We start from the raw sequence: 24587 nt of genomic DNA, 5'->3' as shown, positions 1-24587 counted from the left end.
GCAAAATAAGGTGTCATCCCGGCCTAGTGCGCAATTGCGCACGGGGGGCCGGGATCCATGACCACAGGCCTCGACTGTTGAAACGAGATGGAGCTCCGGCGCGGCATAACCGCAGCCTCCTGTGGTTATGGGTCCCGGATCGGCGCGCGCTTGTCCGGGACCCATTATCTGTGTGGCCGCAGCTTAAAGCCGCTCCACGATCGTCACGTTGGCCATGCCGCCGCCTTCGCACATGGTCTGCAGGCCGTAGCGCTTGCCGCGCTGGTGCAGGGCGTGGACCAGCGTCGTCATCAGCTTGGTGCCGGAGCCGCCGAGCGGATGGCCGAGCGCGATAGCGCCGCCATTGACGTTGAGGCGCGCCGGATCGGCGCCCGTGGTCTTCAGCCAGCCCGTGGGCACCGAGGCGAAGGCCTCGTTGACCTCGAACAGGTCGATGTCGCCGATCTTCATGCCGGCCTTTTCCAGCGCCTTCTTGGTGGCGTGCAGGGGCGCATCGAGCATGATGACGGGATCGCCGCCGGTCATGGTCATGTGATGGATGCGCGCCAGCGGTGTGACGCCGAGCTGCTTGAGGCCGCGCTCGTTAACGACCATCACGCCGGAGGCGCCGTCGCAGATCTGGCTGGCGCTGGCCGCAGTTAGCTTGCCGTTCTCGGCGATCAGCTTGACGCCCTTGATGCCGTCGAGGGTGGCATCGAAGCGGATGCCCTCGTCGATGTGGTGGGTGTCCTTGCTGCCGTCGGCGCGGGTGATCTCGAGCGGCACGATCTCCTTCTTGAAGTGGCCGGCTTGCGTCGCCGCGATCGCGCGCTGATGGCTGTTATAGGAGTATTCGTCCAGATCATCCTTCGACAGGCCGTACTTCTCGGCCATCATCTCGGCGCCGGTGAACTGGCTGAACACGATGTTCGGATAGCGCTGCTCGATGCCCGGGCTCTTGTAATTGCCAAAACCATTCTTGGCGGGAAGCTGCGAGGACAGGCCCATTGGCACGCGCGTCATGGATTCCACGCCGGCGGCGATCACGACGTCCATGGTGCCGGACATCACGGCTTGCGCGGCGAAGTGCAGCGCCTGCTGCGAGGAGCCGCACTGGCGGTCGATCGAGGTACCCGGCACGCTCTCCGGCAGCTTCGAGGCCATGATCGCGTTGCGCGCAACATTGTTGGACTGCTCGCCGACCTGCATGACGCAGCCCATGATCACGTCCTCGATCAGGGCCGGGTCGACCTTGGTGCGATCGACCAGCTCGTTCAGCACTTTTGCCGCGAGATCGGCCGGATGCCAGCCGGCGAGACGGCCCCCCTTGCGCCCGCCCGCGGTACGCGCAGCGGCGACGATGTAAGCCTCGGCCATGTCGGTCTCTCCCTGAATTGCTCTGAATAGGCTGGTTGTCGGGGCGGATTAAACGGGTGTGACGTGGTTTAGTCAATCGATCAATTAACTCTTGTGATGAGGCGCTGCTTGCGCTTATCTGCGCGCCTCTCGACGCGCATTCAGGGATCTCCGTGGCTACCAGCGTACCGAACAGGCTCCCCGGCGGGAAAAATTCCACGGCAGAGAAATTGCTCGTGGCCGCGAGCGAGTTAATGATCGAACGCTCCTCGATCGAGATCTCGCTCTCCGACATCGCCCAGAAGTCGGGCGCCAATGCCGCGCTGGTCAAATATCACTTCGGCAATAAGGACGGCCTGCTGCTGGCGCTGCTCGCGCGAGACGCCGCGACCGAGATGTCCAATCTCGAATATCTGCTGGCGCAGCCGATCACGGCGACGGCGAAGCTCAAGCTGCATATCGGTGGCATCATCCGCGCCTATCACCGGTTTCCCTACATGAACCGGCTGATCCACTATCTCCTGCATGAGAGCGTCGCCGGTTCCGCGGACGAAGTTTCAAAATTCTTCGTGGCGCCGCTGCTCGACTTTCACCGTCGCCTGCTTGCCGAAGGCGTCAGCCATGGAGAATTTCGCGCCACCGATCCGGTGCTGTTCTACACCAGCCTGATCGGCGCCTGCGATCATCTGTTCTTCGGCCGGCACGCGATGTCTCGCGCGACCGGCGTCGGCCCGGTCACCGACGACGTTTGCCGGCAATATATCAAGCATATGGAAACGCTGATCTGCGGCGGCATCCTCACGCAAGTCGAGGAAGCGGCCGCGGCCGGATAATCCGGCCATCACTTGTCAGTCAGAAGACTTGCAAGTCTAGAGAAGAAACGCCCAAGGAAAGGTACAAGCGATGGAATTGAAAGACGTAGCCGTTCTCATCACCGGCGGCGGTTCGGGCCTCGGCGAAGCGACCGCCCGCGCCATGGCGGCCAAGGGCGCCAAGATCGGCGTGATCGACCAGAACAAGGAGAATGCCGAGAAGGTCGCGGCCGAGGTGAAGGGCGTGGCGCTCCATGCCGACGTCACCAGCGAAGAGCAGATCAAGGCGGCGATCGCCAAGGCGGAAGCCGCGCATGGCGTTGCGCGGGTGCTGATGAACTGCGCCGGCATCGGCGGCTCGCAGCGCATCGTCGGCCGCGACGGCGTTTATCCCTTGGAAAAGTTCGCCCGCATCATCAACGTCAATCTGATCGGCACCTTCAACTGTCTGCGGCTGTTCGCCGAGCGCCTCGTCACGATCGAGCCGGTCGGCGAAGAGCGCGGCGTCATCATCAACACGGCTTCGGTTGCCGCTTACGAAGGCCAGATCGGCCAGATCGCCTATTCAGCCTCGAAGGGCGGCGTCGTCGGTTTGACTTTGCCGGCCGCGCGCGATCTCGCCAGCCAAAAGATCCGCGTCAACACCATCGCGCCCGGCCTGTTCTTCACGCCGCTGCTGATGGGGTTGAACGAGGAGGCCCGCAAGAGCCTGGGCGCGCAGGTGCCCCATCCCTCGCGTCTCGGCGACGCCAAGGAATACGGCTCGCTCGCCGTGCATATCGTCGAGAACCCGATGCTCAACGGCGAGACCATCCGCCTCGACGGCGCCATCCGCATGGCGCCAAGGTAGCTGCAAACTCCGCTGTCGTCCCGGCGAAAGCCGGGACCCATACTCCGCGGCGTCTGTGGCGGGCACGCTGGCAGACGCGGTGCGCAAACAACAAACGCCTGTGGTTATGGGTCCCGGCTCGCGCTTCGCTTGGCCGGGACGACCGTGAGGAGGAGCGCCCCATGTCCCAACCGTTGCTGATCGAGCATGACGACGGCGTCGACCGGGTGACGCTCAATCGTCCTGATAGCCTCAACGCGCTCGATCCTGCGCTGATCGACGCGCTCAACGTTTACTTCCAGGGCCTTCAGCGCAACCGCGACACGCGCGTCGTCGTGCTGAAGGGCGCCGGCAAGAACTTTTGCGCCGGCCTCGATCTCAAGGCGGCCATGGCCCGCCGGGCCGGGCAACAGGAGCCGGCTGGCGTCACCGAGTCGCTGGATTCGCAGCGCCGCATCGCCGACATCGTGATGCTGATGCGGCGCTGTCCGCAGCCAATCATCTCTCTCGTGCAGGGCGCGGCGGCTGGCGGCGGTTTTGCGCTGGCGCTTGCCTCCGACATTCGCATCGCGACGAAATCGGCGCGGATGAACTGCGCCTTCATCAAGCTTGGCCTCGGCGGCTGCGACATCGGCACCAGCTATTTCCTGCCGCGGCTGGTCGGCGTGTCCGTGGCGTCGGAGCTGATCCTCACCGGCCGCTTCATCGGCGCCGAGCGTGCGCTGGCGGTCGGGCTGGTCTCGGAGCTCGTCGACGAAGACAGGCTCGATGCGGCGGCCGAGCCCTATGTCGAGGCGATGATGACGGCTTCGCCCGTGGGCCTGCGTCTCTCTAAGGAATGTCTCAACATGAGTGTCGACGCGGGATCGCTGGAGGCTGTCATCGCCATGGAAGATCGCAATCAGGTCCTGTGCAGCCGTTCCGAGGAATTTTCGGAAGGCATCAGGGCCTTCCTTGAGAAGCGAAAGCCTGTCTATATCAAGCGCTGAACGAGAACGATCCGCAAAGGACGATAATTCCGGGAGACGCAAAATGAGTGGAAGCGCGGCGGCTGTGATGACGAAGCCCGCCTTTCGCAAGATCGAGTGGCTGCCGCGCGACATCGATGTCGAGCGCCGCGACGACGGCATTGTTGTGCTGAAGTCGCGCATTCCGCTGCAGCCTTACGAGAAGCACATCCCGGCTTCGCTGGCGAAATGGGCGAAGGACGCGCCCGAGCGCATCTGGCTCGCCCAGCGCGGCGGCGCCAACCGCGAATGGCGCAAAGTGTCCTATGGCGAAGCCAAGCGCGCCGTGGATGCGCTGACGCAAGGCCTGCTCAATCTCGGGCTCGATGGTCGCCCCGTTGCGATCCTCTCCGGCAATTCGATCGAGCATGCGCTGATGACGCAGGCCGCGATGCAGGCGCGCGTCCCCGCGGCGCCGGTGTCGCCGGCCTACTCGTTGATGAGCCACGATCACGTCAAGCTGAAGTACTTGTTCGACCTGATCAAGCCGGCCGTGGTGATGGTGCAGGACGGCCCGACTTTCGAGAAGGCGCTGAAGGCGATCGATCTCAGCGGCGTCACCGTGGTTCACGTCGCCCGTCCCTGTGACGGCGTCAAGAGCGTCAGTTTCGCGGAGCTTGCGGCGACGCCAGTGACGGCCGATGTCGAGGCGTCGATCGCGAAGATCACGCCGCAGACGGTCGGAAAACTGCTCTTCACCTCCGGCTCGACCGGCATGCCCAAGGCCGTCATCAATACGCAGGAGATGATGTGCGCCAATGCGGCGATGATGATGCAGGTGCGGCCGCGCTCGCCTGATGGTCCTGTTGCGACCATGCTGGACTGGATGCCCTGGAATCACACCATGGGCGGCAATGCGGCGTTTCATCCGATCCTGGTCGATGGCGGCACGCTCTATATCGACGATGGCCGGCCGATGCCGGGCCAGTTCGAGGAGACGCTGCGGAACCTGCGCGAGATATCGCCGACCTATTACGCCAACGTGCCGGCCGGCTATGCGGCGCTCGCCGCCGCCATGGAGAAGGACGATGCGCTCTGCCGCTCCTTCTTCAAGAACCTGTCGATCATGGCCTATGGCGGCGCGCGGCTGCCTGACGATCTCTACGACCGCATGCAGGCTCTCGCCGTGAAGACCACCGGCGAACGCATCGTGTTCTACACCGGCTGGGGCTCGACCGAGACCGCGCCGACCTCGACCGGCACCTATTGGGACACTGAGCGCGTCGGCTTGATCGGCCTGCCATTCCCCGGCGTCGAGTTGAAGATGGTGCCGTGCGGCTCGAAATACGAACTGCGGCTGCGCGGCGTCAACGTCACGCCCGGCTATTTCGGCCAGCCGGATTTGACGAAGAAGATGTTCGACGAGGAAGGCTTTTACTGCATCGGCGATGCCGGCATCTTCGTCGACGATGCCGATCCGGTGAAGGGCATCATCTTCGCCGGACGTGTGGTCGAGGACTTCAAGCTCACCACCGGCACCTTCGTCCATGTCGGCTCGCTCCGCACCGATGCGATCGCAGCCGCAACGCCGGTGGTGCATGACGCGCTGGTCGCGGGGCAGGACCGCCCGTTCATCGGTCTGCTCGCCTGGCCAAGCCTGCACGCCTGCCGACAGCTTGTCGGCAATCCCGAGCTCAGCTTTGCGGATGCGGTGAAGCATCCCGAGGTCGTCGCCTGCTTCAGGCGGGGACTGGAGGCGCACAACCGGGAGTGCGAAGGCGCCAGCAGCCGCATCATCGCGCGCGCGATGCTGATGGTCGAGCCGCCCTCGATCGACGGCAACGAGCTTACCGACAAGGGCTACATCAACCAGCGCGCCGGCCTCGAGCGCCGCGCCGCGCTGGTCGAGCGGCTCTATGCGGACAGGCCGGATGAAGATGTGATCGTGCTGCGATGAGAACGCAACCCTCTCACCTCGTCATTCCGGGGCGCGCGCAGCGCGAGCCCGGAATCCATCAGGCCTCATACGCCTGGTGAAATGGATTCTCAGATGCGCAATTGCGCATCATAGCTCGCCGCTACGCGGCGCCCCGGAATGACAGCATCAATACAAGCGACAGACAATAAGAGGTAAGCCCGCCATGAACTTCGATTTCTCCGACGACCAGAAACAGCTCCGCGATCAGGCGCGCAAATTCCTCGCTGAAAAGTGCTCGCCGAAGGCGGTGCGCGTCGTGCTCGACGGCAAGGCGCCTTACGACAAGGAGCTCTGGAAGGGCCTCGCCGAGATGGGTTTCCTCGGCGTCGCAATCCCAGAGGAGTTCGGCGGCGCGGGCGCCGGCCATCTCGAGCTTTGCGTGATCGCGGAAGAGATGGGCCGGGCCAATGCGCCGGTGCCGTTCTCTTCCACGGTTTACCTCGCCGCCGAAGCGCTGCTGATCGCGGGCAGCGAGGCGCAAAAGAAGAAATGGCTGCCGGCGATTGCCTCGGGCGAGGCGATCGGCACGCTGGCGCTGTTCGAGGGCAAGGGCAATCCGTCGCCGAAGAACGTCAAGCTCACGGCCGCGAACGGTGTCCTGAACGGCGTGAAGAAGCCGGTGGCCGACGGCGCCATCGCCGACTTCGCGGTGGTCGCGGCGCGCAACGGTTCGAGCGGGCGCGAGGCCGACATTTCGCTGTTCCTGGTCGATCTCAAAGCCGGTGGCGTCGAGGTGAAAAGCCTCACCAATCTCGATCCGACCCGCGGGCAGGCCGAGATCACCTTCAAGGACGCTAAGGCCGAGCCGCTCGGGGCTGCCGGCGAAGGCTGGAGCATCCTCACCCAGGTGCTCGACCGCGCCGCGGTGCTCTGCGCCTTCGAGCAGGTCGGCGGTTCCGACCGTGCGCTGGAGATGGGCCGCGATTACGCGCTCGACCGTATCGCCTTCGGCCGCCAGATCGGCTCGTTCCAGGCGGTCAAGCACATGCTTGCCGACATGTATGTCTCCGCCACGCTGGCGCGCTCCAACAGCTATTACGGTGCCTGGGCACTTTCGACCAACGCGGCTGAATTGCCGGAAGCCGCCGCTGCCGCGCGCATCAGCGCGACGCAGGCGTTCCAGCACTGCGCCAAGAACAACATCCAGGTCCACGGCGGCATGGGCTTCACCTGGGAGTTCGACTGCCACATGTACTACCGCCGCGCCAACGCCATGGCGCTCGGGCTCGGCAGCCTCAGCTATTGGGAAGACCAGTTGATCGACCGCATGCGCAAGAAGAACGCGGCGTAATCCGCCGCTCGTGTCCCGGACGCGATGCGGCATGTAATGCCGCGTCGCAGAGCCGGGACCCAGAAGCCGCAATGGACCCCGGATCTGTAGCGCATCACTTCGTGCTGCGCAGCGTCCGGGGAACGAACCGAGAGATGAGACCATGAACTTCGACGACACCCCGCAGGAAGCCGAGTTCCGCGCCACCGCGCGCGCCTGGATCGGTGCGAATGCGCCCAAGCAATACGAGGACGAGCTGCGCAAATCCTCGCTTGGCCGCACGCAGTTGAAAAACGCCAACATTCTCGACGTCGCAAAAGCCTGGCAGAAAAAGAAGGCCGATGCCGGCTGGGCCTGCCTCCATTGGCCAAAGGAATATGGCGGCCGCGGCTCATCGCCGATCGAGCGCGTGATCTGGCAGCAGGAAGAGGGGCCGTTCGGACTGCTGTCCCGCATGTTCATCATCGGCCACGGCATGTGCGGGCCGACCATGATGGCGTTCGCGCGCGAGGAGCATAAGCGCACCTATTTGCCGCCGCTGGCCTCGGGTGAAAAGATCTGGTGCCAGCTGTTCTCCGAACCGGCCGGCGGCTCGGACGTCGCAGGGCTTCGTACCCGCGCCGAGAAGGATGGCGACGACTGGATCATCAACGGCCAGAAGATCTGGACCTCAGGCGCGCATTATTCCGACTACGGCATCTTGCTCACGCGCACCGATCCGACCGTGCCCAAGCACAAGGGCCTCACCATGTTCTTCCTGGACATGAAGAGCCCGGGTGTCGAAGTGCGGCCGATCAAGCAGGCGAGCGGCGCCTCGGATTTCAACGAGGTCTATTTCACAAATGTGCGTATCCCTGATCACCAGCGCCTCGGCGAGGTCGGTGACGGCTGGAACGTTTCGCTGACCACGCTGATGAACGAGCGCAGCGCGATCGGCGCGGCCGTCGCGACCGGTTTCCCCGAGCTGTTCGAGTACTGCTCCAGCCTGATGCTCGACGACGGCCCCGCGATCGAGGATCGCGCGGTGCGCTCGAAGCTGGCGAACTGGGCGGTGAAGGCGAGCGGGCTGAAATACACCAGCATGCGCGCGATCTCGGCGCTGTCGAAAGGCGAGCGGCCGGGACCGGAAAATTCCATCGGCAAGCTGGTGGCGGGCTCGATGGTCCAGGACGTCGCGACCTACGCGCTGGATTTGCAGGGCGCGGGCGGCGTCGTCAGCGGCGAGGATGGCGAGCTCGCCGGCCGTTTCCAGGCGATGCTGCTGCGCGCGCCCGGCACCCGCGTCGAAGGCGGCACCGACGAGATCATGCGCAACATCATCGCCGAGCGGGTGCTGGGCCTGCCCGGCGATATCCGTGTCGACAAGGACGTGCCGTTCAACAAGATCCCGACGAAGGGAAGATGAGTTTCGTAGGGTGGGTTAGCGCAGCGTAACCCACCGTTGGCTGCAACGACGCTCGACAGAAGTGGTGGGTTACGCCTTCGGCTAACCCACCCTACGCACCGCGCAAGGATGGAGAGGTCCGCCATGAATTTCGACGACACCCCGCAGGAAGCCGCGTTCCGCGCCTCCGCGCGCCAATGGATCGACGCCAATGCGCCGAAGGAATTGCATGCCGAGCTGTCAAAATCATCGCTCGGCCGCATTCGCCTTGCCAGCCACGACATCGTCGATGTCGGCAAGGCCTGGCAGAAGAAGAAGTTCGAAGGCAATTGGGCCTGCCTGCACTGGCCCAAGGAATATGGCGGCCGTGGCGCGACGCCGATCGAGAAGGTGATCTGGCAGCAGGAAGAGGGTGTCTACGGCAAGCTGACGCAGCCGTTCCAGATCGGCGAGGGCATGTGCGGCCCGACCGTGATGGCCTTCGGCAGCGAGGATGCCAAGCGCCGCTATTTGCCGAAGCTCGCTTCGGGCGAGGAGATCTGGTGCCAGCTGTTCTCCGAGCCGTCCGCAGGCTCGGACGTCGCGGGCCTGCGCACCCGTGCGGAGAAGAAGGGCGACAATTGGGTGGTCAACGGCCAGAAGATCTGGACCTCGGGCGCGCATTACTCCGACTACGGCCTTCTGATTGCGCGCACCGATCCGAACGTGCCCAAGCATAAGGGTCTCACCATGTTCTTCCTGGACATGAAGAGCCCCGGCGTCGAGGTGCGGCCGATCAAGCAGGCCAATGGCATGCAGGAGTTCAACGAGGTTTATTTCACCGACGTCGTGATCCCCGACAGCCAGCGGCTCGGCGCCGTCGGCGAGGGCTGGAGCGTCTCGCTGACCACGCTGATGAACGAGCGCCTGTCGATCGGCTCGCGCCTTGCGACCGGCGTGCCTGAGATGTTCGAGTTCTGCTCCAATCTGATGCTGGAAGATGGCCTCGCGATCGACGATCCCGCTGTGCGCTCCAAACTCGCGAGCTGGGCGGCGAAGTCGAGCGGGCTGAAATACACCAGCTACCGCACGATCTCGGCGCTGTCGAAGGGCGAGCGGCCGGGCCCGGAGAATTCGATCGGCAAGCTGGTGTCGGGCATGATGCTGCAGGACATCGCGACCTACGCCATGGACCTCCAGGGCGCGGCCGGTGTTCTCACGGGCAGCGACGAGGAGACCGTGCAGGGCCAGTTCCAGCAGATGCTGCTGTCTTCGCCCTCGATGCGCATCGCCGGCGGCACCGACGAGATCCTGCGCAACATCATCGCCGAGCGCGTGCTCGGCCTGCCGGGCGACATCCGCGTCGACAAGGACGTGCCGTACAACAAGATCCCGACCAAGGGGCGGTGAGGTTACCGTGTCCCGGACGCGCGAAGCGCGAGCCGGGACCCAGAGGCCACAATGGGCCCCGGCTCTGCAGCGCACCGCTGAAGAAGCGCTGCGCTGCGTCCGGGGCACGAAAACGAGGCAAGTCATGGACGCCAAAGTGCCCAACGCCAAACACTCCACCCAAGACCGCATCGGCGTGCTCGAAGAACTGCTCAACGAGCGCTACTCCGTCCGCGCGTTCCTTCCCAAAGAGGTCGACCGCGCGACCATCGAGCATGTGCTGACCACCGCGCAGCGCACCGCGTCCTGGTGCAACAGCCAGCCCTGGCAGATCATCATCGCCAGCGGCGAGGCCAAGGAGCGCTTCCGCAAGGCGATCTACGCGGAAGCTTCAGGCGGTCTCGGCGACGATTACGATTTCACGCCGCCGCGCGAATATGTCGGTGTTTATCTGGAACGCCGCCGCGAAAGCGGCTTTCAGCTCTACAACACGCTCGGCATCACCAGGGGCGACAGAAGCGCCTACGCCAGGCAGGCGCTGGAGAACTACAATTTCTTCGGCGCGCCGCATGTCGCCATCATTCACACCAACGAGCCGCTCGGCATTTACGGTGCGATCGATTGCGGCGCCTATGTCAGCAATTTCATGCTGGCCGCGCAGGCGCTCGGGCTCGGCACGATTCCGCAGGCGGCGCTCGCGCGGCATTCCGGACTGATCCGCCGCCACTTCAATCTGCCCGACGATCGCCGCGTCGTCTGCGGCATTTCGTTCGGCTATGCCGATGACGCCCACAAGGTCAACAGCTACCGCACCTCGCGTGCCAGCGTGGCCGAGACCGTGACCTTCGCGGACGAGTGATCAAGCGGCACAGGCTCTGCGCCATCGCTGTCGGACGCGCGCGAAGACGGCCGTGAGAACGGCCGCCTTCGTCTGTCCGGTCCGTGAGGACGCCGGCCGTCAGCCGCCGCTGCCGCCGATCACGGCCCGCACGGTCTCGTCCGGGCCAAAATCCTCGGCGCCGTCGACATAGAGCAGCGCGGCGAGCTTCGAGCGCGCGCGATTGACGCGGCTCTTGATCGTGCCGACCGCACAGCCGCAGATCGAGGCCGCGTCTTCGTAGGAGAAGCCGGAGGCGCCGACCAGAATCAGCGCTTCACGCTGGTCCTGTGGAAGCTTGTCGAGCGCCGTGCGGAATTCCTCGAATTCGAGATGCGCGTTCTGCGACGGCTGTGTCTTCAGCGTCTTGGCGTAGTTGCCTTCGGCGTCCTCGACCTCGCGCCGCCGCTTGCGATAGTCGGAGCGGAAAAGGTTGCGCAGGATCGTGAACAGCCATGCCGGCAGATTGGAGCCGGGCTGGAACGAGTCGATGTTGGCGAGCGCGCGGAGCAGCGTCTCCTGGACCAAATCGTCGGCGCGGTCCGCATTGCCGCTGAGCGAAATGGCGAACGCGCGCAGACTGGGCACGGCCGCCAGGATGTCGTTACGCAGGGAGTCCGTGAGAGGCATTAGTCCCTCCCATTGTTGTCGTTGGATCCGCCCTCATTTCCCACGTGGGGTGTCGCTCCCGGCGCATCAAGCTTCTTGATCAGCTCTGCGAACCGATCTGGAACCCCTTGTCGCACGACATCATCATACATGGCGCGCAACTGGTGCCCGATCCGGGATTGAATCTCCGGAGTGAGGCCTCCCTTGCCGGGGGTCGTGCTTCTGCTGGCTTGAGACTTGAGATCTTTCATGACCTGTTCCACGTTTCCCCGAGTTAAGTGACTGTAAAATCGAGAGGTTTTCTCAACCGGGAGCCGTTCCCTGGATAGGCTCAATTCGAGGTTCGAGAAAAAGTTCCCGCTCGGACGGAACTTTTCTTGGCCTGAGGCGTAATCAGCCCAGCAGGGGAACCCGGGCCCCCCTCGGATTGCCTGGACCTTAAGGTTGGCCCGAAGATGAATGGAGTGGGGATGTCCCGTTCACAGCTTGTTGCTGAACACTTGCCGTTGTTGCGCCGGTACGCACGCGCCCTGACCGGCAGCCAGGCCTCCGGTGACGCCTATGTCGCAGCCATGTTGGAAGCCATGCTGGGGGATCCGTCGGTGCTCGACGAGAGCCATGGGCCGCGCGCGGGCCTGTTCCGGCTGTTCACCCAGATCTGGAATTCGGTCTCCGTCAACGATGATTCCGAGGTGACGACCTTGCCGATGCCGCCGGAGCGGCGGCTGTCGAACATCACGCCGTTGCCGCGTCAGGCCTTCCTGCTGCTCTCGCTGGAGGGATTTTCGGAAGAGGAAGTCGGCTACATCCTCGGTACCGACGTGGCCGAGACGCGGCGGCTTGCAGACGCGGCAGGCCGCGAGATGGCCGCCGAGATCGCCACCGACGTGTTGATCATCGAGGACGAGACCTTCATCGCCATGGACCTCGAGAGCCTGGTCAAGAATCTCGGCCACAATGTCGTCGGCGTCGCGCGCACGCATGCCGATGCGGTGGCGCTGGCCAAGAACAAGCGGCCCGGCCTGATCCTCGCCGACATCCAGCTTGCCGACGGCTCGTCGGGCCTCGACGCCGTCAACGAGCTGCTGCGCACGTTCGAAGTGCCGGTGGTGTTCATCACCGCGTACCCGGAGCGCTTCCTGACCGGCGAGCGCCCGGAGCCGGCCTTCCTGATCTCAAAACCGTTCCAGCCCGCGATGGTGTCGGCGGTGGCGAGCCAGGCGCTGTTCTTCCAGCGCAACTCGCGCAACCGCACACCGAAGGCGCCGGCGGCTTAATAGGGCTGGCCATTTGGCGAAACGATCCGATCCGGCGTGCTGCAAGGCACGCCGGATTTTTCGTGTCGCTTGACGTGCGTCGGCTTCGCCGCTCATACCTCCTGCATTGATCTCAGCCGGAGATGTGCCCATGGACCAGCAACTCCTCGATCGCCTCGCCATCCGCGATCTCGTCGAGAACTGGGCGGTGTGGCGCGATGCCGGCGACTGGGAGCGCTTTGCCACGGTCTGGCACGAAGAGGGCTGGATGTCCGCCACCTGGTTTCAGGGGCCGGCGCGGGATTTCATGCGCGTCAGCCAGGAGGGATTTGCCAGGGGCGTTCGCATCCTGCATTTCCTCGGCGGCACCAGCATCGACCTCGCGGGCGAGCGGGCCATCGCGCAGACCAAGATGACGATTTCGCAGCGCGCCCTGGTGCATGACGTGCTGTGCGACGTCGTCTGCACCGGACGCTTCTACGATTTCCTGGAGAAGCGGCAAGACCAATCAGGAATTGGGAAGTGGGGCATCGTCCGCCGCCAGCCGATCTACGAGAAGGACCGGATCGACCCGGTCGATCCCGCCGTTACCCTCCGCCTCGACCAACAGGCGCTCGCCGCGCTGCCCGAAGGCTATCGCCACCTCGCCTACATGCAGGAGCTGATCGGCTACAAGGTCAAGCGCGACATGCCGGGTCTGATCGGCCCCGAGGTCGAGAAGCTCTATGGCGAAGGGCGGCAGTGGCTGGCGGGGAAGTGACCCCCAGAAAAAAAGTAAGGCGCGACTGGCATCACCACAGTCGCGCCCTACGTCACCGGCTTATGGGGCAGGGGGGAATAGCCGGCTGTTGAGACGACTCCTTTCCGCGCGAGTCGTTCCACCACGCGCGGAATATTTTGTGCACGTTGTCGCATTTGTCGCACACGGTTAAGTGATCGTAACCTCTGAGAACCCCTGATCCTTCCCCGGCGTTGTTCCCGTGATCGCCATGGGGCGAGGGACCGACAGCCATGTCTCAGATTCATAAGGTATTTTTGAGTGCCGTCGCCGTTGCTGCGACGCTCGGTGCCGTGCAACTGGCCTCGGGCCACGATCTGGCGGACCGCTGGCAGGCGGTCGCCGACAAGGCCGACAAGCCCGGCCACAACGTCAATCGTACCGGCAAGGCCGACCGGCTCGCCGAGATCAAGCAGGCAGGAGTTCCGACCCGCACCGTCTCGATGCGGCTGAACGACCTCGCCGACACCTCGGTGCTGCTGCGGGTCCCCGCCGTGATCGAAACCGGCAATGCCAAGCCGCCGGTGCTGCTGAACCAGAAGAAAGTGCGCAACCGGCCGACGATCGCCTGCGAGCCGATGGTCAGCTCCCTGACCGAGGTCGCAAAGCTGCTCCAGCCCGGCCGCTGCGTGACCTGATCCGCCTGGGCACTGGACAGATCGTCCTCCCGCCGGGAGGGCGATTCTTCACGTCCACTTGATCCCCCCTGCGCTCGCGTTATATCCCGGGTTTCTTCCCCTTCGTATTGACCGGGTAAACGCATGACGACGTCAGACACGGCTGTGCATACGCAGCCCTTCCAGGCCGAGGTTTCCGAGCTTCTGCACCTCATGGTGCACTCCGTCTATTCCGAGACCGACATCTTCCTGCGCGAGCTCGTCTCCAACGCCTCGGACGCGTGCGACAAGCTGCGCTATGAGGCGATCGCAACCCCTTCGCTGCTCGGCGAGGGCGACGCGCTCAAGATCCGCATCATCCCGAACAAGACGGCCGGGACGCTCACGATCGCCGACAACGGCATCGGCATGGAGCGGCAGGAGCTGATCGACCATCTCGGCACCATCGCCCGCTCCGGCACCAAGGCGTTCGTGTCGAAGCTGAAGGAGGCCAAGGACGGCCTTGGCCTGATCGGCCAGTTCGGCGTCGGCTTCTATTCCGCCTTCATGGTCGCCGATAAGATCGCCGTGATCAGCCGCCGCGCCGGCGAGAGCGACGTCTGGACCTGGACGTCCTCCGGCGGCTCCGGCTTCGAGATCGCCCGTGCCGGCGACGAGGAGGCGGGGCGACTGACGCGCGGCACGGAGATCGTCCTGCATCTGAAGGACGACGCCAAGAAATATCTCGAGACCTTTGAGATCGAGCGCATCATCGGTGCCTATTCCGACAACATCCTGTTCCCGATCGAGCTGGTGCCGGAAGAAGGCGAGCCCCGCCAGATCAATTCAGCCAGCGCGCTGTGGCAGCGCTCGAAATCCGAGCTGACCGCGGAGGACTACAAGAAGGCCTATCAGCAGATCGCCTCCGCCTTCGACGATCCCGCGATGACGCTGCATTACCGCGCCGAAGGCCGCTACTCCTACGCGGTGCTGCTGTTCGCGCCCTCGACCAAGCCGTTCGATTTGTTCGAGCCGAACCGCAAGGGCCGGGTGAAGCTCTACGTCCGCCGTGTCTTCATCACCGACGATGCCGATCTGTTGCCGGGCTATCTGCGCTTCATCCGCGGTGTCGTCGACAGCGAGGATCTCCCGCTCAACATCTCCCGCGAGATGCTGCAGAACAATCCGCAGCTGGCACAGATCCGGAAAGCCGTGGCGACCCGGGTCGTGTCGGAGCTCGAAAGCCTGGCCGAGAAGGATCCGGAGAACTTTGCGAAGATCTGGGACGCCTTCGGTGCGGTGCTCAAGGAAGGCATTTACGAGGACTTCGAGCGCCGCGAAAAGCTGCTGGCACTGTCGCGCTTCACCACGACATCAGGCGAGAAGCGGTCGCTGAAGCAGGTCATCGCCGACTTCAAGCCGAACCAGACCGAGATCTATTATCTCGTCGGCGACAGCATCGAGCGGCTGAAATCCAATCCGCGGCTTGAGGCTGCGACCGCGCGCGGCATCGAGGTGCTGCTGCTGTCCGATCCCGTCGATGCGTTCTGGACCTCGATGCCGTCGGAGTTCGACGGCAAGCCGCTGAAGTCGCTCAGCCAGGGCGATCTCAATCTCGACCTGATTCCGCGCGTCGACGACAAGGACGAGGCAAAGAAGGACGAGCCCGAGGCGGATGAAGCGGCCACCATCGCCGTGATCAAGGCCGCGCTCGGCGAACGTGTCAGCGACGTCAAGGCCTCGACGCGCCTCACCAGCTCGGCCTCCTGCCTCGTCGCCGACAGCCAGGGCCCGAGCCGCGAGCTCGAGCGCATCCTGTCGCAGCAGAACCGCGGCATGAAGACCAGGCCGATCCTGGAGATCAATCTGCGTCATCCGATGGTGGGCGCGATCGCCAAGGCGCAAGCCGGCTCGAAGGCGGTCGACGATCTCAGCCTGCTCCTGCTCGAGCAGGCGCAGATCCTGGACGGTGAACTGCCGGAGGATCCCGCCGCGTTTGCGGCGAGGCTGAACCGGCTCGTGCTGCAGGGGCTCGGCGCCTAGCGCCGCAGCCCGCGGCGCTCACCTTGCCGTCATCTGTCCCTAGGAACTGTCGCCTCCGGCCTGGTGTTATGCCATACGAGGCCGTCGACATCAGATCCGCCGACGCCGTCGATTCGAGGACTAAGTCCATGCGCCTGTCGATTTTGACCCTCACCGCGATTGCCACGCTGGTCGTCGCGGCGGATGCTAGCGCCCAGACCTATGATCCGCGCTACCCGGTGTGCATGCACGTTTACACGCCCGGCGGCGGCTTCGGCGGTGGCGGCGGCGATTATTTCGACTGCTCCTTCACCTCGCTGCCGCAGTGCCGTGCGACCGCGTCGGGCCGCTCGGCCAGCTGCGACGTCAATCCCTACTACGCCTTCGACCAGCCGCAGCCGCGCCGGCGTCACAAGAAACAGCAATAGCGATCTGCGATGCAACGCACCGGAACACAGTTTATGCGCTTCTCGTTCGGCCTGATCCTGACCGCCGGCGCACTGCTCACGCCCGCGTCCGCGAATGCGCAGACTTTTGATCCGCGTTACCCCGTCTGCATGCACGTCTATTCAGGTGCGAACGGGGGAGGTGGGGAGTGGTACGACTGCTCCTTCACCTCATTGCCGCAGTGCCGCGCCACCGCGATGGGCCGCTCCGCAATCTGCGATCTCAACCCGTATTATCCGGTCCACGCGCCGCCGGAGCGCTTGCGCTACAGGCGTAGCGGCTAGCGTCGGGCGGACCGGCGCTTCCGCCTCGCGGGCAGTGCTGCCGCTATTCCTTCCTGACTCCCGATAGCTCCACCACCTTGCGCCAACGGCTGGTCTCGTCCGTCAGCATGCCGCCGAACTCACTGGCGTTGCCATGCAGCGGGATGGCGCCGAGTTCGGCGATACGGGCCTTGATCCCGGAATCGGACAGCGCAGCATCGATCTCGCGATTGAGCAGGTCGACGATCTCGCGCGGCGTGTCGCGCGGAGCGCCGACGCCGTAGAACGAGCTCGTCTCAAAGCCGGGCAGCGTGTCGGAGATGGAAGGCACGTCGGGAAGGTTCTCCGAGCGCTCGCGCGTGGTGATGCCGAGTGCGCGCAGCTTGCCGGCGCGCACCAGCTCGAAGGACGAGGTGACGTTGTCGAACATGCCCTGGATCTGGCCGCTCATCACATCGGTCAAGCCCGGTGCCGAGCCGCGGTAGGGCACGTGGGTGAACTGCACGCCGGCCATCGACTTGAACAATTCGCCCGAGAGGTGCAGCGAGGTGCCGATGCCGGAGGAGGCGATCGATATCCTGCCGGGGCTGGCCTTGGCATAGGCGATGAAGTCCGCGACGGTCTTGACCGGCAGGTCGTTGTTGACGACCAGCACCAGCGGAATCCGCGCGACGCCGGCGACCGGCGCGATGCTCTTGGCGAAATCATACGGCAGCGCCGGACCGAACGAGGCGTTGATCGCATTCGCGGTCGAGGTCAGCAGCAGCGTGTAACCGTCGGGTGCCGAGGTGATCACGGCCTGTGTCCCGATATTGCTGCCGGCGCCCGGCTTGTTCTCGACGACGAAGGTTTGTCCAAGCCGGTCGGACAGCCGCTGGCAGAGCAGCCGCGACAGCACGTCGGTGGCGCCGCCCGGTGCATAAGGCACCACCCATTTCACGCTGTGCGAGGGATAGGAGGGGTTGCCGAGGGCAAAAGCGCGCGGCGCGGTGAGCGCGGCTGCGGCACAGGCGGCGGTCTGGAGGAAATGCCGTTTGGTGATCATGATCTGTATCCCCACCCTCGCGTTGCTATCGCAAGAATTGCGCCGCCGCGCACGCCGATCCCGCCGGCTTGGTAAAGGATCGCTAGAGTTAATCGCGTACTAACCGGGTTTTACCTTGTCTCTTAACACCTGGGCAGGGCGCGCGGGCTAAGGTGCCGGAACCAGCAGACACGTTCCGAAAGAATGAACGGCATGACGATCGGTGTCATCGAACGACCGAAAGCCGCGCGCGCGCCGTCGGCTTCGAAGATCTGGCTGAAGGCCATCGAGCTCACCGCGCGGATCGAGACGCTGCCGGGACGTCTCTTCGCCGACGTCATCGACGATTGGGCGCAGCGCCAGCCCGACCGCGTCGCGCTGATCACGGACAACGCAAGTCTCGACTACGAAGACCTGTCGAAGCGCATCAACCGCTACGCGCGCTGGGCGCGCTCGGCCGGCGTGGCCAAGGGTGACACCGTCGCGTTGATCATGCCGAACGGCATCGATTATGTCGCGGCCTGGCTCGGCATCAGCCGGATCGGCGGCGTGGCGGCGCTGCTCAACACCAAGCTGGTGGGACAGTCGCTCGCGCATTGTCTCGATGTGGCAAAGCCCTCGCATATCATCGTTGCGCATGAGCTGACAGCGCTGCTGGAGAGCGCAATGCCGCATCTGAAGACGCAGGCCAAGGTCTGGACGCATGGCGATGCCCGCAGCGAGCGCGCCATCGACGTCGCCCTCGCGGCGCTGGACGACGCTTCCCTTTCGCCGGAGGAGCGCGGTGAGGTCACCATCGACGACCGTGCGCTATTGATTTACACCTCGGGCACGACAGGCATGCCGAAGGCCGCCAGCATCAGCCACCGCCGCATTCTCAATTGGGGCTTTTGGTTCGCCGGCCTCACCGGCGCGAGCCCGCAAGACCGGCTCTACGATTGCCTGCCGCTGTTCCACTCGGTTGGCGGCATCGTAGCGCCCTGCAGCATGCTCGCTGCCGGCGGCTCGGTGGTGATCGCGGAGAAATTCTCGGCCTCGCATTTCTGGTCCGACATCGCGCGCCATGACTGCACGCTGTTTCAATATATCGGCGAGCTCTGCCGCTATCTGCTCAAGGCGGCGCCGTCGGAATATGAGAACCGGCATCGTCTCCGCCTCGTCTGCGGCAACGGCCTGCGCGGCGACATCTGGGAGGACTTTCAGGCCCGTTTCGCCATTCCCCGTATCCTCGAATTCTATGCGGCCACGGAAGGCAATTTCTCGCTGTTCAACGTCGAGGGGCAGCCCGGCGCGATCGGGCGCATCCCGCCGCTGCTGGCGCATCGCTTCCCTGCCAATCTCGTCAAGCTCGACCCCGACAGCGGCGTGCCACTGCGCAACGCAGAGGGGTTTTGCCTCGCCTGCGCCCGCGGTGAGGCCGGCGAAGCCATCGGCCGCATCGGCACCGCCGATGAAGGCGGCGGCCGTTTCGAGGGCTACACCGACACCGGCGAGACCGAGAAGAAAGTCCTTCGCGATGTCTTTGCCCGGGGCGATGCCTGGTTCCGCACCGGCGACCTGATGCGGATCGACGACAGGGGCTTCTTCCATTTCGTCGATCGGATCGGGGACACGTTCCGCTGGAAGGGTGAGAACGTCGCGACCTCGGAGGTCAATGACGCAATGCGCGATTTCACCGGCGTGGTCGACGCCACTACCTACGGCGTCAGCGTCCCCGGCGCCGACGGCCGCGCCGGCATGAGCGCGATCGTCGTCAACGAGGGCTTTGACATTGCGGCATTGCCCGCACATCTCGCGCAGCGCCTGCCGGCCTATGCGCGCCCCGTCTTCATCCGCATCTCCGGCGAGATCGATGCGACCGAGACGTTCAAGCAGAAGAAGGGCGAGCTCGCACGGGAAGGCTTCGATCCCGCCGGGATCTCCGATCCGCTGTTCATCGCAGACCCGAAGTCCGGGGCCTATGTGGCGCTCGATACGGAGGCCCATGCGCGGATCGTGGACGGCTCGATCAGGCTGTAAATCCCATCAAAAACCGCAGATAGGTCCAATTTTATCTGAATTGTCCAAGAAGCCATTTACTTCTGTCGGATAAACAGGCGGCCATGGGGAGGCGGCCAGCAAGAGCCGCCGCAACGCCAACGATAACAAAGCGAGCCAGCCATGTCGGTAAGGTCTAAGGTCATCGACGCGATCCAGCAGATCGCCAAAGAGCAGCACGTCACGCTTCCCGCACTCTCGGACGATCTGTCGCTGCACGAGACGGGTTTCGACTCGCTTGCCTTCGCCATCCTGGTTGCGCGTCTCGAGGATGAGACCGGCGTCGACCCCTTCACCATTTCCGAGGACGCAGCATTCCCCGCCACGGTGGGCGATTTCGTGCGGGCCTACGAAAATGTCCCCGCGTGAGATCTTTGCGCTTCGCGACCATCTCGGCGCGGAGCTGACCGGCCGTACGCTGTCGGACGCGCACAGCTGCGTGTCGCTGACCGATATCCTGACGCAGACGGTTCTGGGCGGCCGCCTGCGGGAATTGTCCGGCCGCTCCGTGCTGCTCAAATTGTCCGACCAGCTGCGGTCGGGCCTCGCCATGATCGAGCTCGACGGCATCGCCCGTCGCATGCTGCTGTGCCCGCCCGATCTCAATCCGGCGCATCTCGATGCATTGATCGCCGATGCCGGGATCGATGCCGTCGTCACCGACGAATCCGAGCGCTGGGCCGGGACTGGTGTCCCGCTCGTCGTCACCGCGCAATTGCCGCTTGAAGCCACCGCGCCGGTCAAGACCGAACGCGCGACGGAATGGCTGATGCTCACCTCCGGCACCTCGGGTGTGCCGAAGATCGCCGGCCACACGCTGGAAGCGCTGACCGGTGCGATCGTTGCCGAAGGGCCCGCGCGCGGCGCGGCGCCGGTCTGGGCGACCTTCTACGACATTCGCCGCTACGGCGGCCTGCAAATCTTCCTGCGCGCCGTCCTTTCCGGCGGCTCGATGGTGCTGTCGGATCCGCACGAGGCGCTCGGCGATCACGTCGCGCGGCTGAAGGCGCGCGGGGTTTCGCACATCTCCGGCACGCCCTCGCACTGGCGCAAGCTGCTGATGAGCGGTTCGGCCGCGCAGTTCGCCCCGGCTTACGTCCGCCTCTCCGGTGAAATCGCCGACCAGGCGGTGCTCGACGGGCTGAAGGCGGCATTCCCCAATTCCTCCGTCGGTCATGCCTATGCCTCGACCGAAGCCGGCGTCGGCTTTGCCGTCAATGACGGGCTGGAGGGCTTTCCGGCCGACTATCTCGGCAATCGCAATGGCGTCGAGATGAAAGTGGTCGACGGCTCGCTGCGTATCCGTTCGACGCGCACCGCGCATGCCTATGTCGGCCGCAATGCCGCCGCGCTCACCGACGGCGACGGATTCGTCGACAGCGGCGACATCGTCGAGCTGCGCGGCGAGCGCTATTATTTCGTCGGCCGCCGCGGCGGCATCATCAATATCGGCGGGCTGAAGGTCCACCCCGAAGAGGTCGAGGCGGTCATCAACCGCCATCCCGACGTGCGGATGTCGCGGGCCAAATCGCGCAAGAGCCCGATCACCGGTGGCATCGTGGTCGCCGACGTGATCCTCACTCAGGGCACCGATCCCGCGCGCGCGAAGGAGATCCGCGACCAGATCCTGGAGCGGTGCCGCGCGCAGCTCGCGTCCCACAAGGTGCCGGCGGTGATCCGCTTCGTCGAGGCGCTCGACGTCACCCCGGCCGGAAAACTGGCGCGCACCGATGCATAATGTCCTCGTCACCGGCGGCAGCCGCGGCATCGGCCTTGCGATCGGCAAGCGCCTCGCCGGCGCCGGATACAACGTGGTCGCGGCCGCCCGGCGTGAGAGCGAGGAGCTCAGGGCCGCGATTGCGGAGTCCGAAGGGCGCCTGCATTTCCGCGCCTGCGACCTTGCCGTGATCGACGCCATTCCGGCCTTTGCAAAGCTCGTGCGCGACGAGTTCGGCCCGACCTACGGCCTCGTCAACAATGCCGGCCTCGGCACCGAAGGCCTGCTCGCCACCATGCATAACTCGGAGATCGAGGCGCTGGTGCAGCTCAACGTGCTGTCGCCGATCATCCTCACCAAATATGTCGCGCGGCAGATGATGGCCGACGGCGCCGGCCGCATCATCAACATCTCCTCGATCATCGCGACCACCGGCTATAACGGCTTGTCCGTCTATGGCGCGACCAAGGCGGCCGCCACCGGCTTCACCCGCTCGCTGGCTCGCGAGGTCGGCAAGCTCGGCATCACCGTGAACGCGATCGCTCCGGGCTTCATCGACACCGAGCTCACGCACAACCTGTCCGACGAGGCCCGCAAGCGCATCGCCAGCCGCAGCGCGCTGCGCCGCCTGCCGGAGACGGACGACGTCGCGCGCATGGTGGAATATCTCTTGGGGGAGGGCGGCCGCAACGTCACCGGGACCGTGTTTACCGTGGACGCGGGGAATACGGCCTAAGCGGAACTCCGCCGACATGATTGCGTTGATCCGGCACAATGACATCCAGCCGGATTTGGTCGTAAGATGCCCCGCAATCGATTGGGTTACGTCAATCGATCTGCCCTAATCGACAGGGAGCAGTCCATGACCACGCCCAACATGACCGCTTCAAATCCGGGCCGGACGGAGCAATCCCGCGCGAAGCCGGACGATGTCCACTGCCCGCCAATGACGCATCAGAATTCCGGCGGTCACGGCCACGAAATATACCCGCAGCAATTCGTGCGCCTGGTCGGCTGCCACGGTGCGTCTCTCGACAGCTCGAGCAAGCGTCAGGACGAGAAGCTGCACTAAAGCGCGATGCGATCAGGATGAATCGTCATCGCGCTTTATGTTGTTTGAGCATGATCTTTTCGGAAAACCACTGCGCGCTTTTCCGGATCATGCTTTAGCCATCACGGCCGGTGCTTGGGCGGGTCCTTCGGCAAGTCAATCCGTTCGTGCGAAAATTCCGGCGGGCCTTCGGTGAGCCGGCGGATGCGGCGGTCGCGTTCGTCCACCGGCAATGCCGGATCGAGCAGCGTCTCGATCTCGTGGACCGCGACCTCTTCGATCCTGGTGGCGTCCGATGCGATCGGATGCACCGGGGAGAGCACCGGCGGCGCGACCTTCAGGCCCAGCTCGATCAGCTTGCAGATTGCATCCGAGCGGGTCAGCTGATGGGCTTCAGCCCAGGCATCGACGGCTGCCGTCAGTCTTTCGGGCATCTTCACCGCGCTGATCGGGTCAATGCCCGTGCGCCGGCGGACCGGAGAGGTGGAGTCCTTGTCGCCGAAGTCGGACACCTCGATCATCCCTTGCAAGCCTTGGAGCTGAGGACGATAGCCGCTCTTCCCGGCCGGCCGCTTGATGCCGATCAATGACACGCTGCGGCATTGCAACGCGGCCTCGTGTTGTTGTCGCCGTATCTTGTTGTTCTGGCCCGTTTCGGCCAATGATTGAAAGGGGCCGCCGGCCGGCGAACCCGGATCGATCCTGCCACGTATTTGTTTCGCATTCCAACCATCCGGCATCTCCGATGACCTCAGGCGAATCCTTCTATGGCGGCATTCCCGTCTTCCGCGGCTTCACCAGCCTGATGGACCCCGCGCTCTATGCGCCGCTGCCGGACGATTGGAGTATCGGCGTCGCCGACATCGTCGACTCCACCAAGGCGATCGCGGCGCAGCGCTACAAGGCGGTGAACATGGCCGGCGCCGCCGTGATCGCGGCGGTGACCAACGCATTGGAGGGACGCGAATTCCCCTTCGTGTTCGGCGGCGACGGCGCGAGCTTTGCGGTTGCACCAGGCGATCTCGAGCCTGCCCGAACGGCGCTGGCGGCAACCGCGACCTGGGTGCGGGAAGATCTCGATCTGACCATGCGGGTCGCGCTGGTGCCGGTCAGCGCCATCCGCGCGCAGGGCCTCGACGTACGCGTCGCGCGCTTCGGGCCGTCAGCCAACCTGTCCTATGCGATGTTCTCGGGTGGCGGGCTCGCCTTCGCCGACGCAGCGATGAAGCGCGGGGAGTTTGCCGTCCCGGCAGCGCCGGCGGGCACGCAGCCCGATCTCTCGGGCCTGTCCTGCCGCTTCGAGGTGATACCGGCCTCACGCGGGCTGATCCTGTCGGTTCTGGTGATGCCGGCGCGCGGCGCCGACCCGCATGCCTTCCGCAAGGTGATCGAGGACATCATCCACCTCGTCGAGCGCAGCCCGGACGGCGCCCGTCCGGTACCGCCGCAGGGGCCGCCGCTGAAATGGCCGCCGCAGGGGCTGGAGTACGAAGCCCGCACCAGGCGCGGTGGTTCGCTGCTCGCGCGCCGCGCCAGCGTGCTGGCCTATACGCTGTTCGTCTATCTGATCATGCGCTTCGACCTCAACGTCGGCGGCTTCGTGCCAAATGTCTACAGGCGTCAGGTGGTCGAGAACTCGGACTTCAGGAAATTTGACGACGGCCTGCGCATGATCCTCGACTGCACGCCGCAGCTCGAACGCGCGCTGAGCGACCGTCTGGCGATTGCCGCCCGTGACGGCATCGTACGCTACGGCCTCTACCAGCAGGATGCCGCCATGATGACGTGCTTCACGCCGTCGGCGCTGCGCAGCGATCACGTCCATTTCATCGATGGTGCGCGGGGCGGCTACGCCTCGGCGGCGACGGCGCTGAAGGCGATGATGGCGTAGGACGGTCTCGTGCCCCGGACGCAGCGCAGCGCGCAGTGATGCGCTGCCGAGCCGGGGCCCATGTCTCGATCGTATCGTGCTGCTTTCTGGGTCCCG

General features: G+C 64.7%; 25 protein-coding genes. 20 read left to right on the top strand and 5 right to left on the bottom strand.

Annotated features, from left to right (window positions below; translation table 11 throughout):
* Window positions 1–183: 183 nt before the first annotated feature.
* Complete coding sequence (locus AABA84_RS03475; RefSeq protein WP_212252617.1) at window positions 184–1356, bottom strand: acetyl-CoA C-acetyltransferase; 1173 nt, start codon at window positions 1354–1356, stop codon at window positions 184–186.
* A 152-nt stretch (window positions 1357–1508) separates the two neighbouring features.
* Here AABA84_RS03475 and AABA84_RS03470 point away from each other — a divergent pair, with 152 nt between their 5' ends.
* The 8 genes from AABA84_RS03470 (at window position 1509) to AABA84_RS03435 (ending at window position 10782) form a co-directional block, all read left to right on the top strand.
* Window positions 1509–2168 carry a TetR family transcriptional regulator gene (locus AABA84_RS03470; RefSeq protein WP_212252619.1) on the top strand — a complete coding sequence of 220 codons (660 nt, stop codon included), beginning with the start codon at window positions 1509–1511 and terminating at the stop codon, window positions 2166–2168.
* 70 nt (window positions 2169–2238) lie between these two features.
* Entirely contained in the window at window positions 2239–2997 is a 759-nt protein-coding gene (locus AABA84_RS03465) for an SDR family NAD(P)-dependent oxidoreductase (RefSeq protein WP_212252621.1), read from the top strand.
* Between the two features lie 161 nt (window positions 2998–3158).
* Complete coding sequence (locus tag AABA84_RS03460) at window positions 3159–3965, top strand: enoyl-CoA hydratase/isomerase family protein (protein ID WP_338311370.1); 807 nt, start codon at window positions 3159–3161, stop codon at window positions 3963–3965.
* Between the two features lie 43 nt (window positions 3966–4008).
* Window positions 4009–5880, top strand: a complete 1872-nt coding sequence (locus AABA84_RS03455) for an AMP-binding protein (RefSeq protein ID WP_338311369.1) — start codon at window positions 4009–4011, stop codon at window positions 5878–5880.
* Window positions 5881–6064: 184 nt separating this feature from the next.
* Window positions 6065–7192, top strand: coding sequence for an acyl-CoA dehydrogenase family protein (locus tag AABA84_RS03450; RefSeq protein ID WP_338311368.1), 1128 nt, complete (start codon window positions 6065–6067; stop codon window positions 7190–7192).
* Between the two features lie 142 nt (window positions 7193–7334).
* On the top strand, window positions 7335–8576 hold the full coding sequence (locus tag AABA84_RS03445; RefSeq protein WP_338311367.1) for an acyl-CoA dehydrogenase: 1242 nt from the start codon (window positions 7335–7337) through the stop codon (window positions 8574–8576).
* 123 nt (window positions 8577–8699) lie between these two features.
* On the top strand, window positions 8700–9944 hold the full coding sequence (locus AABA84_RS03440; protein ID WP_338311365.1) for an acyl-CoA dehydrogenase: 1245 nt from the start codon (window positions 8700–8702) through the stop codon (window positions 9942–9944).
* A 124-nt stretch (window positions 9945–10068) separates the two neighbouring features.
* A complete protein-coding gene (locus AABA84_RS03435; RefSeq protein WP_338311363.1) occupies window positions 10069–10782 on the top strand; it encodes a nitroreductase in 714 nt (237 codons plus the stop codon).
* Window positions 10783–10881: 99 nt separating this feature from the next.
* On the opposite strand, the gene AABA84_RS03430 is transcribed toward AABA84_RS03435, so the two are convergent.
* Both AABA84_RS03430 and AABA84_RS03425 read right to left on the bottom strand, forming a co-directional pair.
* Complete coding sequence (locus tag AABA84_RS03430; RefSeq protein WP_018316216.1) at window positions 10882–11430, bottom strand: sigma-70 family RNA polymerase sigma factor; 549 nt, start codon at window positions 11428–11430, stop codon at window positions 10882–10884.
* Complete coding sequence (locus AABA84_RS03425) at window positions 11430–11660, bottom strand: NepR family anti-sigma factor (RefSeq protein ID WP_028139965.1); 231 nt, start codon at window positions 11658–11660, stop codon at window positions 11430–11432. Before AABA84_RS03425 ends, AABA84_RS03430 begins: the two co-directional genes overlap by 1 nt.
* A 219-nt stretch (window positions 11661–11879) precedes the next feature.
* Between AABA84_RS03425 and AABA84_RS03420 the strand changes: the two genes are divergently transcribed.
* The 6 genes from AABA84_RS03420 (at window position 11880) to AABA84_RS03395 (ending at window position 16792) form a co-directional block, all read left to right on the top strand.
* Complete coding sequence (locus AABA84_RS03420) at window positions 11880–12686, top strand: response regulator (protein ID WP_026201627.1); 807 nt, start codon at window positions 11880–11882, stop codon at window positions 12684–12686.
* Window positions 12687–12816: 130 nt separating this feature from the next.
* Window positions 12817–13425: a nuclear transport factor 2 family protein gene (locus AABA84_RS03415; RefSeq protein WP_338308834.1), complete on the top strand. Its 609-nt coding sequence runs from the start codon at window positions 12817–12819 to the stop codon at window positions 13423–13425.
* A 251-nt stretch (window positions 13426–13676) separates the two neighbouring features.
* Window positions 13677–14081 (top strand): hypothetical protein, encoded by a 405-nt coding sequence (locus AABA84_RS03410; RefSeq protein ID WP_338311361.1) that lies wholly within the window; start codon window positions 13677–13679, stop codon window positions 14079–14081.
* Window positions 14082–14204: 123 nt separating this feature from the next.
* Complete coding sequence (htpG, locus tag AABA84_RS03405; RefSeq protein WP_338311358.1) at window positions 14205–16082, top strand: molecular chaperone HtpG; 1878 nt, start codon at window positions 14205–14207, stop codon at window positions 16080–16082.
* Window positions 16083–16210: 128 nt separating this feature from the next.
* The gene (locus tag AABA84_RS03400) at window positions 16211–16489 is read left to right on the top strand and encodes a DUF3551 domain-containing protein (RefSeq protein WP_212252640.1); all 279 of its coding nucleotides are present in this window, start codon (window positions 16211–16213) and stop codon (window positions 16487–16489) included.
* A 33-nt stretch (window positions 16490–16522) separates the two neighbouring features.
* Window positions 16523–16792: a DUF3551 domain-containing protein gene (locus tag AABA84_RS03395; protein WP_212252642.1), complete on the top strand. Its 270-nt coding sequence runs from the start codon at window positions 16523–16525 to the stop codon at window positions 16790–16792.
* Between the two features lie 43 nt (window positions 16793–16835).
* Here the strand turns inward: AABA84_RS03395 and AABA84_RS03390 are convergent, their stop codons facing one another.
* Window positions 16836–17816 (bottom strand): Bug family tripartite tricarboxylate transporter substrate binding protein, encoded by a 981-nt coding sequence (locus AABA84_RS03390; RefSeq protein ID WP_338311356.1) that lies wholly within the window; start codon window positions 17814–17816, stop codon window positions 16836–16838.
* A gap of 183 nt (window positions 17817–17999) precedes the next feature.
* On the opposite strand from AABA84_RS03390, the gene AABA84_RS03385 reads away from it, so the two are divergent.
* From AABA84_RS03385 to AABA84_RS03365, 5 genes are all read left to right on the top strand, one after another.
* Complete coding sequence (locus AABA84_RS03385; RefSeq protein ID WP_338311355.1) at window positions 18000–19814, top strand: long-chain-acyl-CoA synthetase; 1815 nt, start codon at window positions 18000–18002, stop codon at window positions 19812–19814.
* Between the two features lie 141 nt (window positions 19815–19955).
* Window positions 19956–20201 carry an acyl carrier protein gene (locus AABA84_RS03380; protein WP_008543699.1) on the top strand — a complete coding sequence of 82 codons (246 nt, stop codon included), beginning with the start codon at window positions 19956–19958 and terminating at the stop codon, window positions 20199–20201.
* Entirely contained in the window at window positions 20188–21570 is a 1383-nt protein-coding gene (locus tag AABA84_RS03375; RefSeq protein WP_212252648.1) for a class I adenylate-forming enzyme family protein, read from the top strand. The genes AABA84_RS03380 and AABA84_RS03375 overlap by 14 nt, the downstream gene beginning before the upstream one ends.
* Window positions 21563–22285, top strand: coding sequence for an SDR family NAD(P)-dependent oxidoreductase (locus AABA84_RS03370; RefSeq protein WP_212252651.1), 723 nt, complete (start codon window positions 21563–21565; stop codon window positions 22283–22285). Before AABA84_RS03375 ends, AABA84_RS03370 begins: the two co-directional genes overlap by 8 nt.
* 126 nt (window positions 22286–22411) lie before the next feature.
* Window positions 22412–22621, top strand: a complete 210-nt coding sequence (locus tag AABA84_RS03365; protein ID WP_212252653.1) for a hypothetical protein — start codon at window positions 22412–22414, stop codon at window positions 22619–22621.
* A 101-nt stretch (window positions 22622–22722) separates the two neighbouring features.
* On the opposite strand, the gene AABA84_RS03360 is transcribed toward AABA84_RS03365, so the two are convergent.
* Window positions 22723–23121, bottom strand: a complete 399-nt coding sequence (locus AABA84_RS03360; protein WP_212252802.1) for a hypothetical protein — start codon at window positions 23119–23121, stop codon at window positions 22723–22725.
* Between the two features lie 224 nt (window positions 23122–23345).
* Between AABA84_RS03360 and AABA84_RS03355 the strand changes: the two genes are divergently transcribed.
* Window positions 23346–24491 (top strand): DUF3095 domain-containing protein, encoded by a 1146-nt coding sequence (locus AABA84_RS03355; RefSeq protein ID WP_338311354.1) that lies wholly within the window; start codon window positions 23346–23348, stop codon window positions 24489–24491.
* Window positions 24492–24587: the final 96 nt, after the last annotated feature.

Source organism: Bradyrhizobium sp. TM239, assembly GCF_036247985.1.
GTDB lineage: Bacteria > Pseudomonadota > Alphaproteobacteria > Rhizobiales > Xanthobacteraceae > Bradyrhizobium > Bradyrhizobium ottawaense.
Note: the sequence above shows the minus strand (reverse complement) of the source record. Positions and strands in the feature narration are given on the sequence as shown.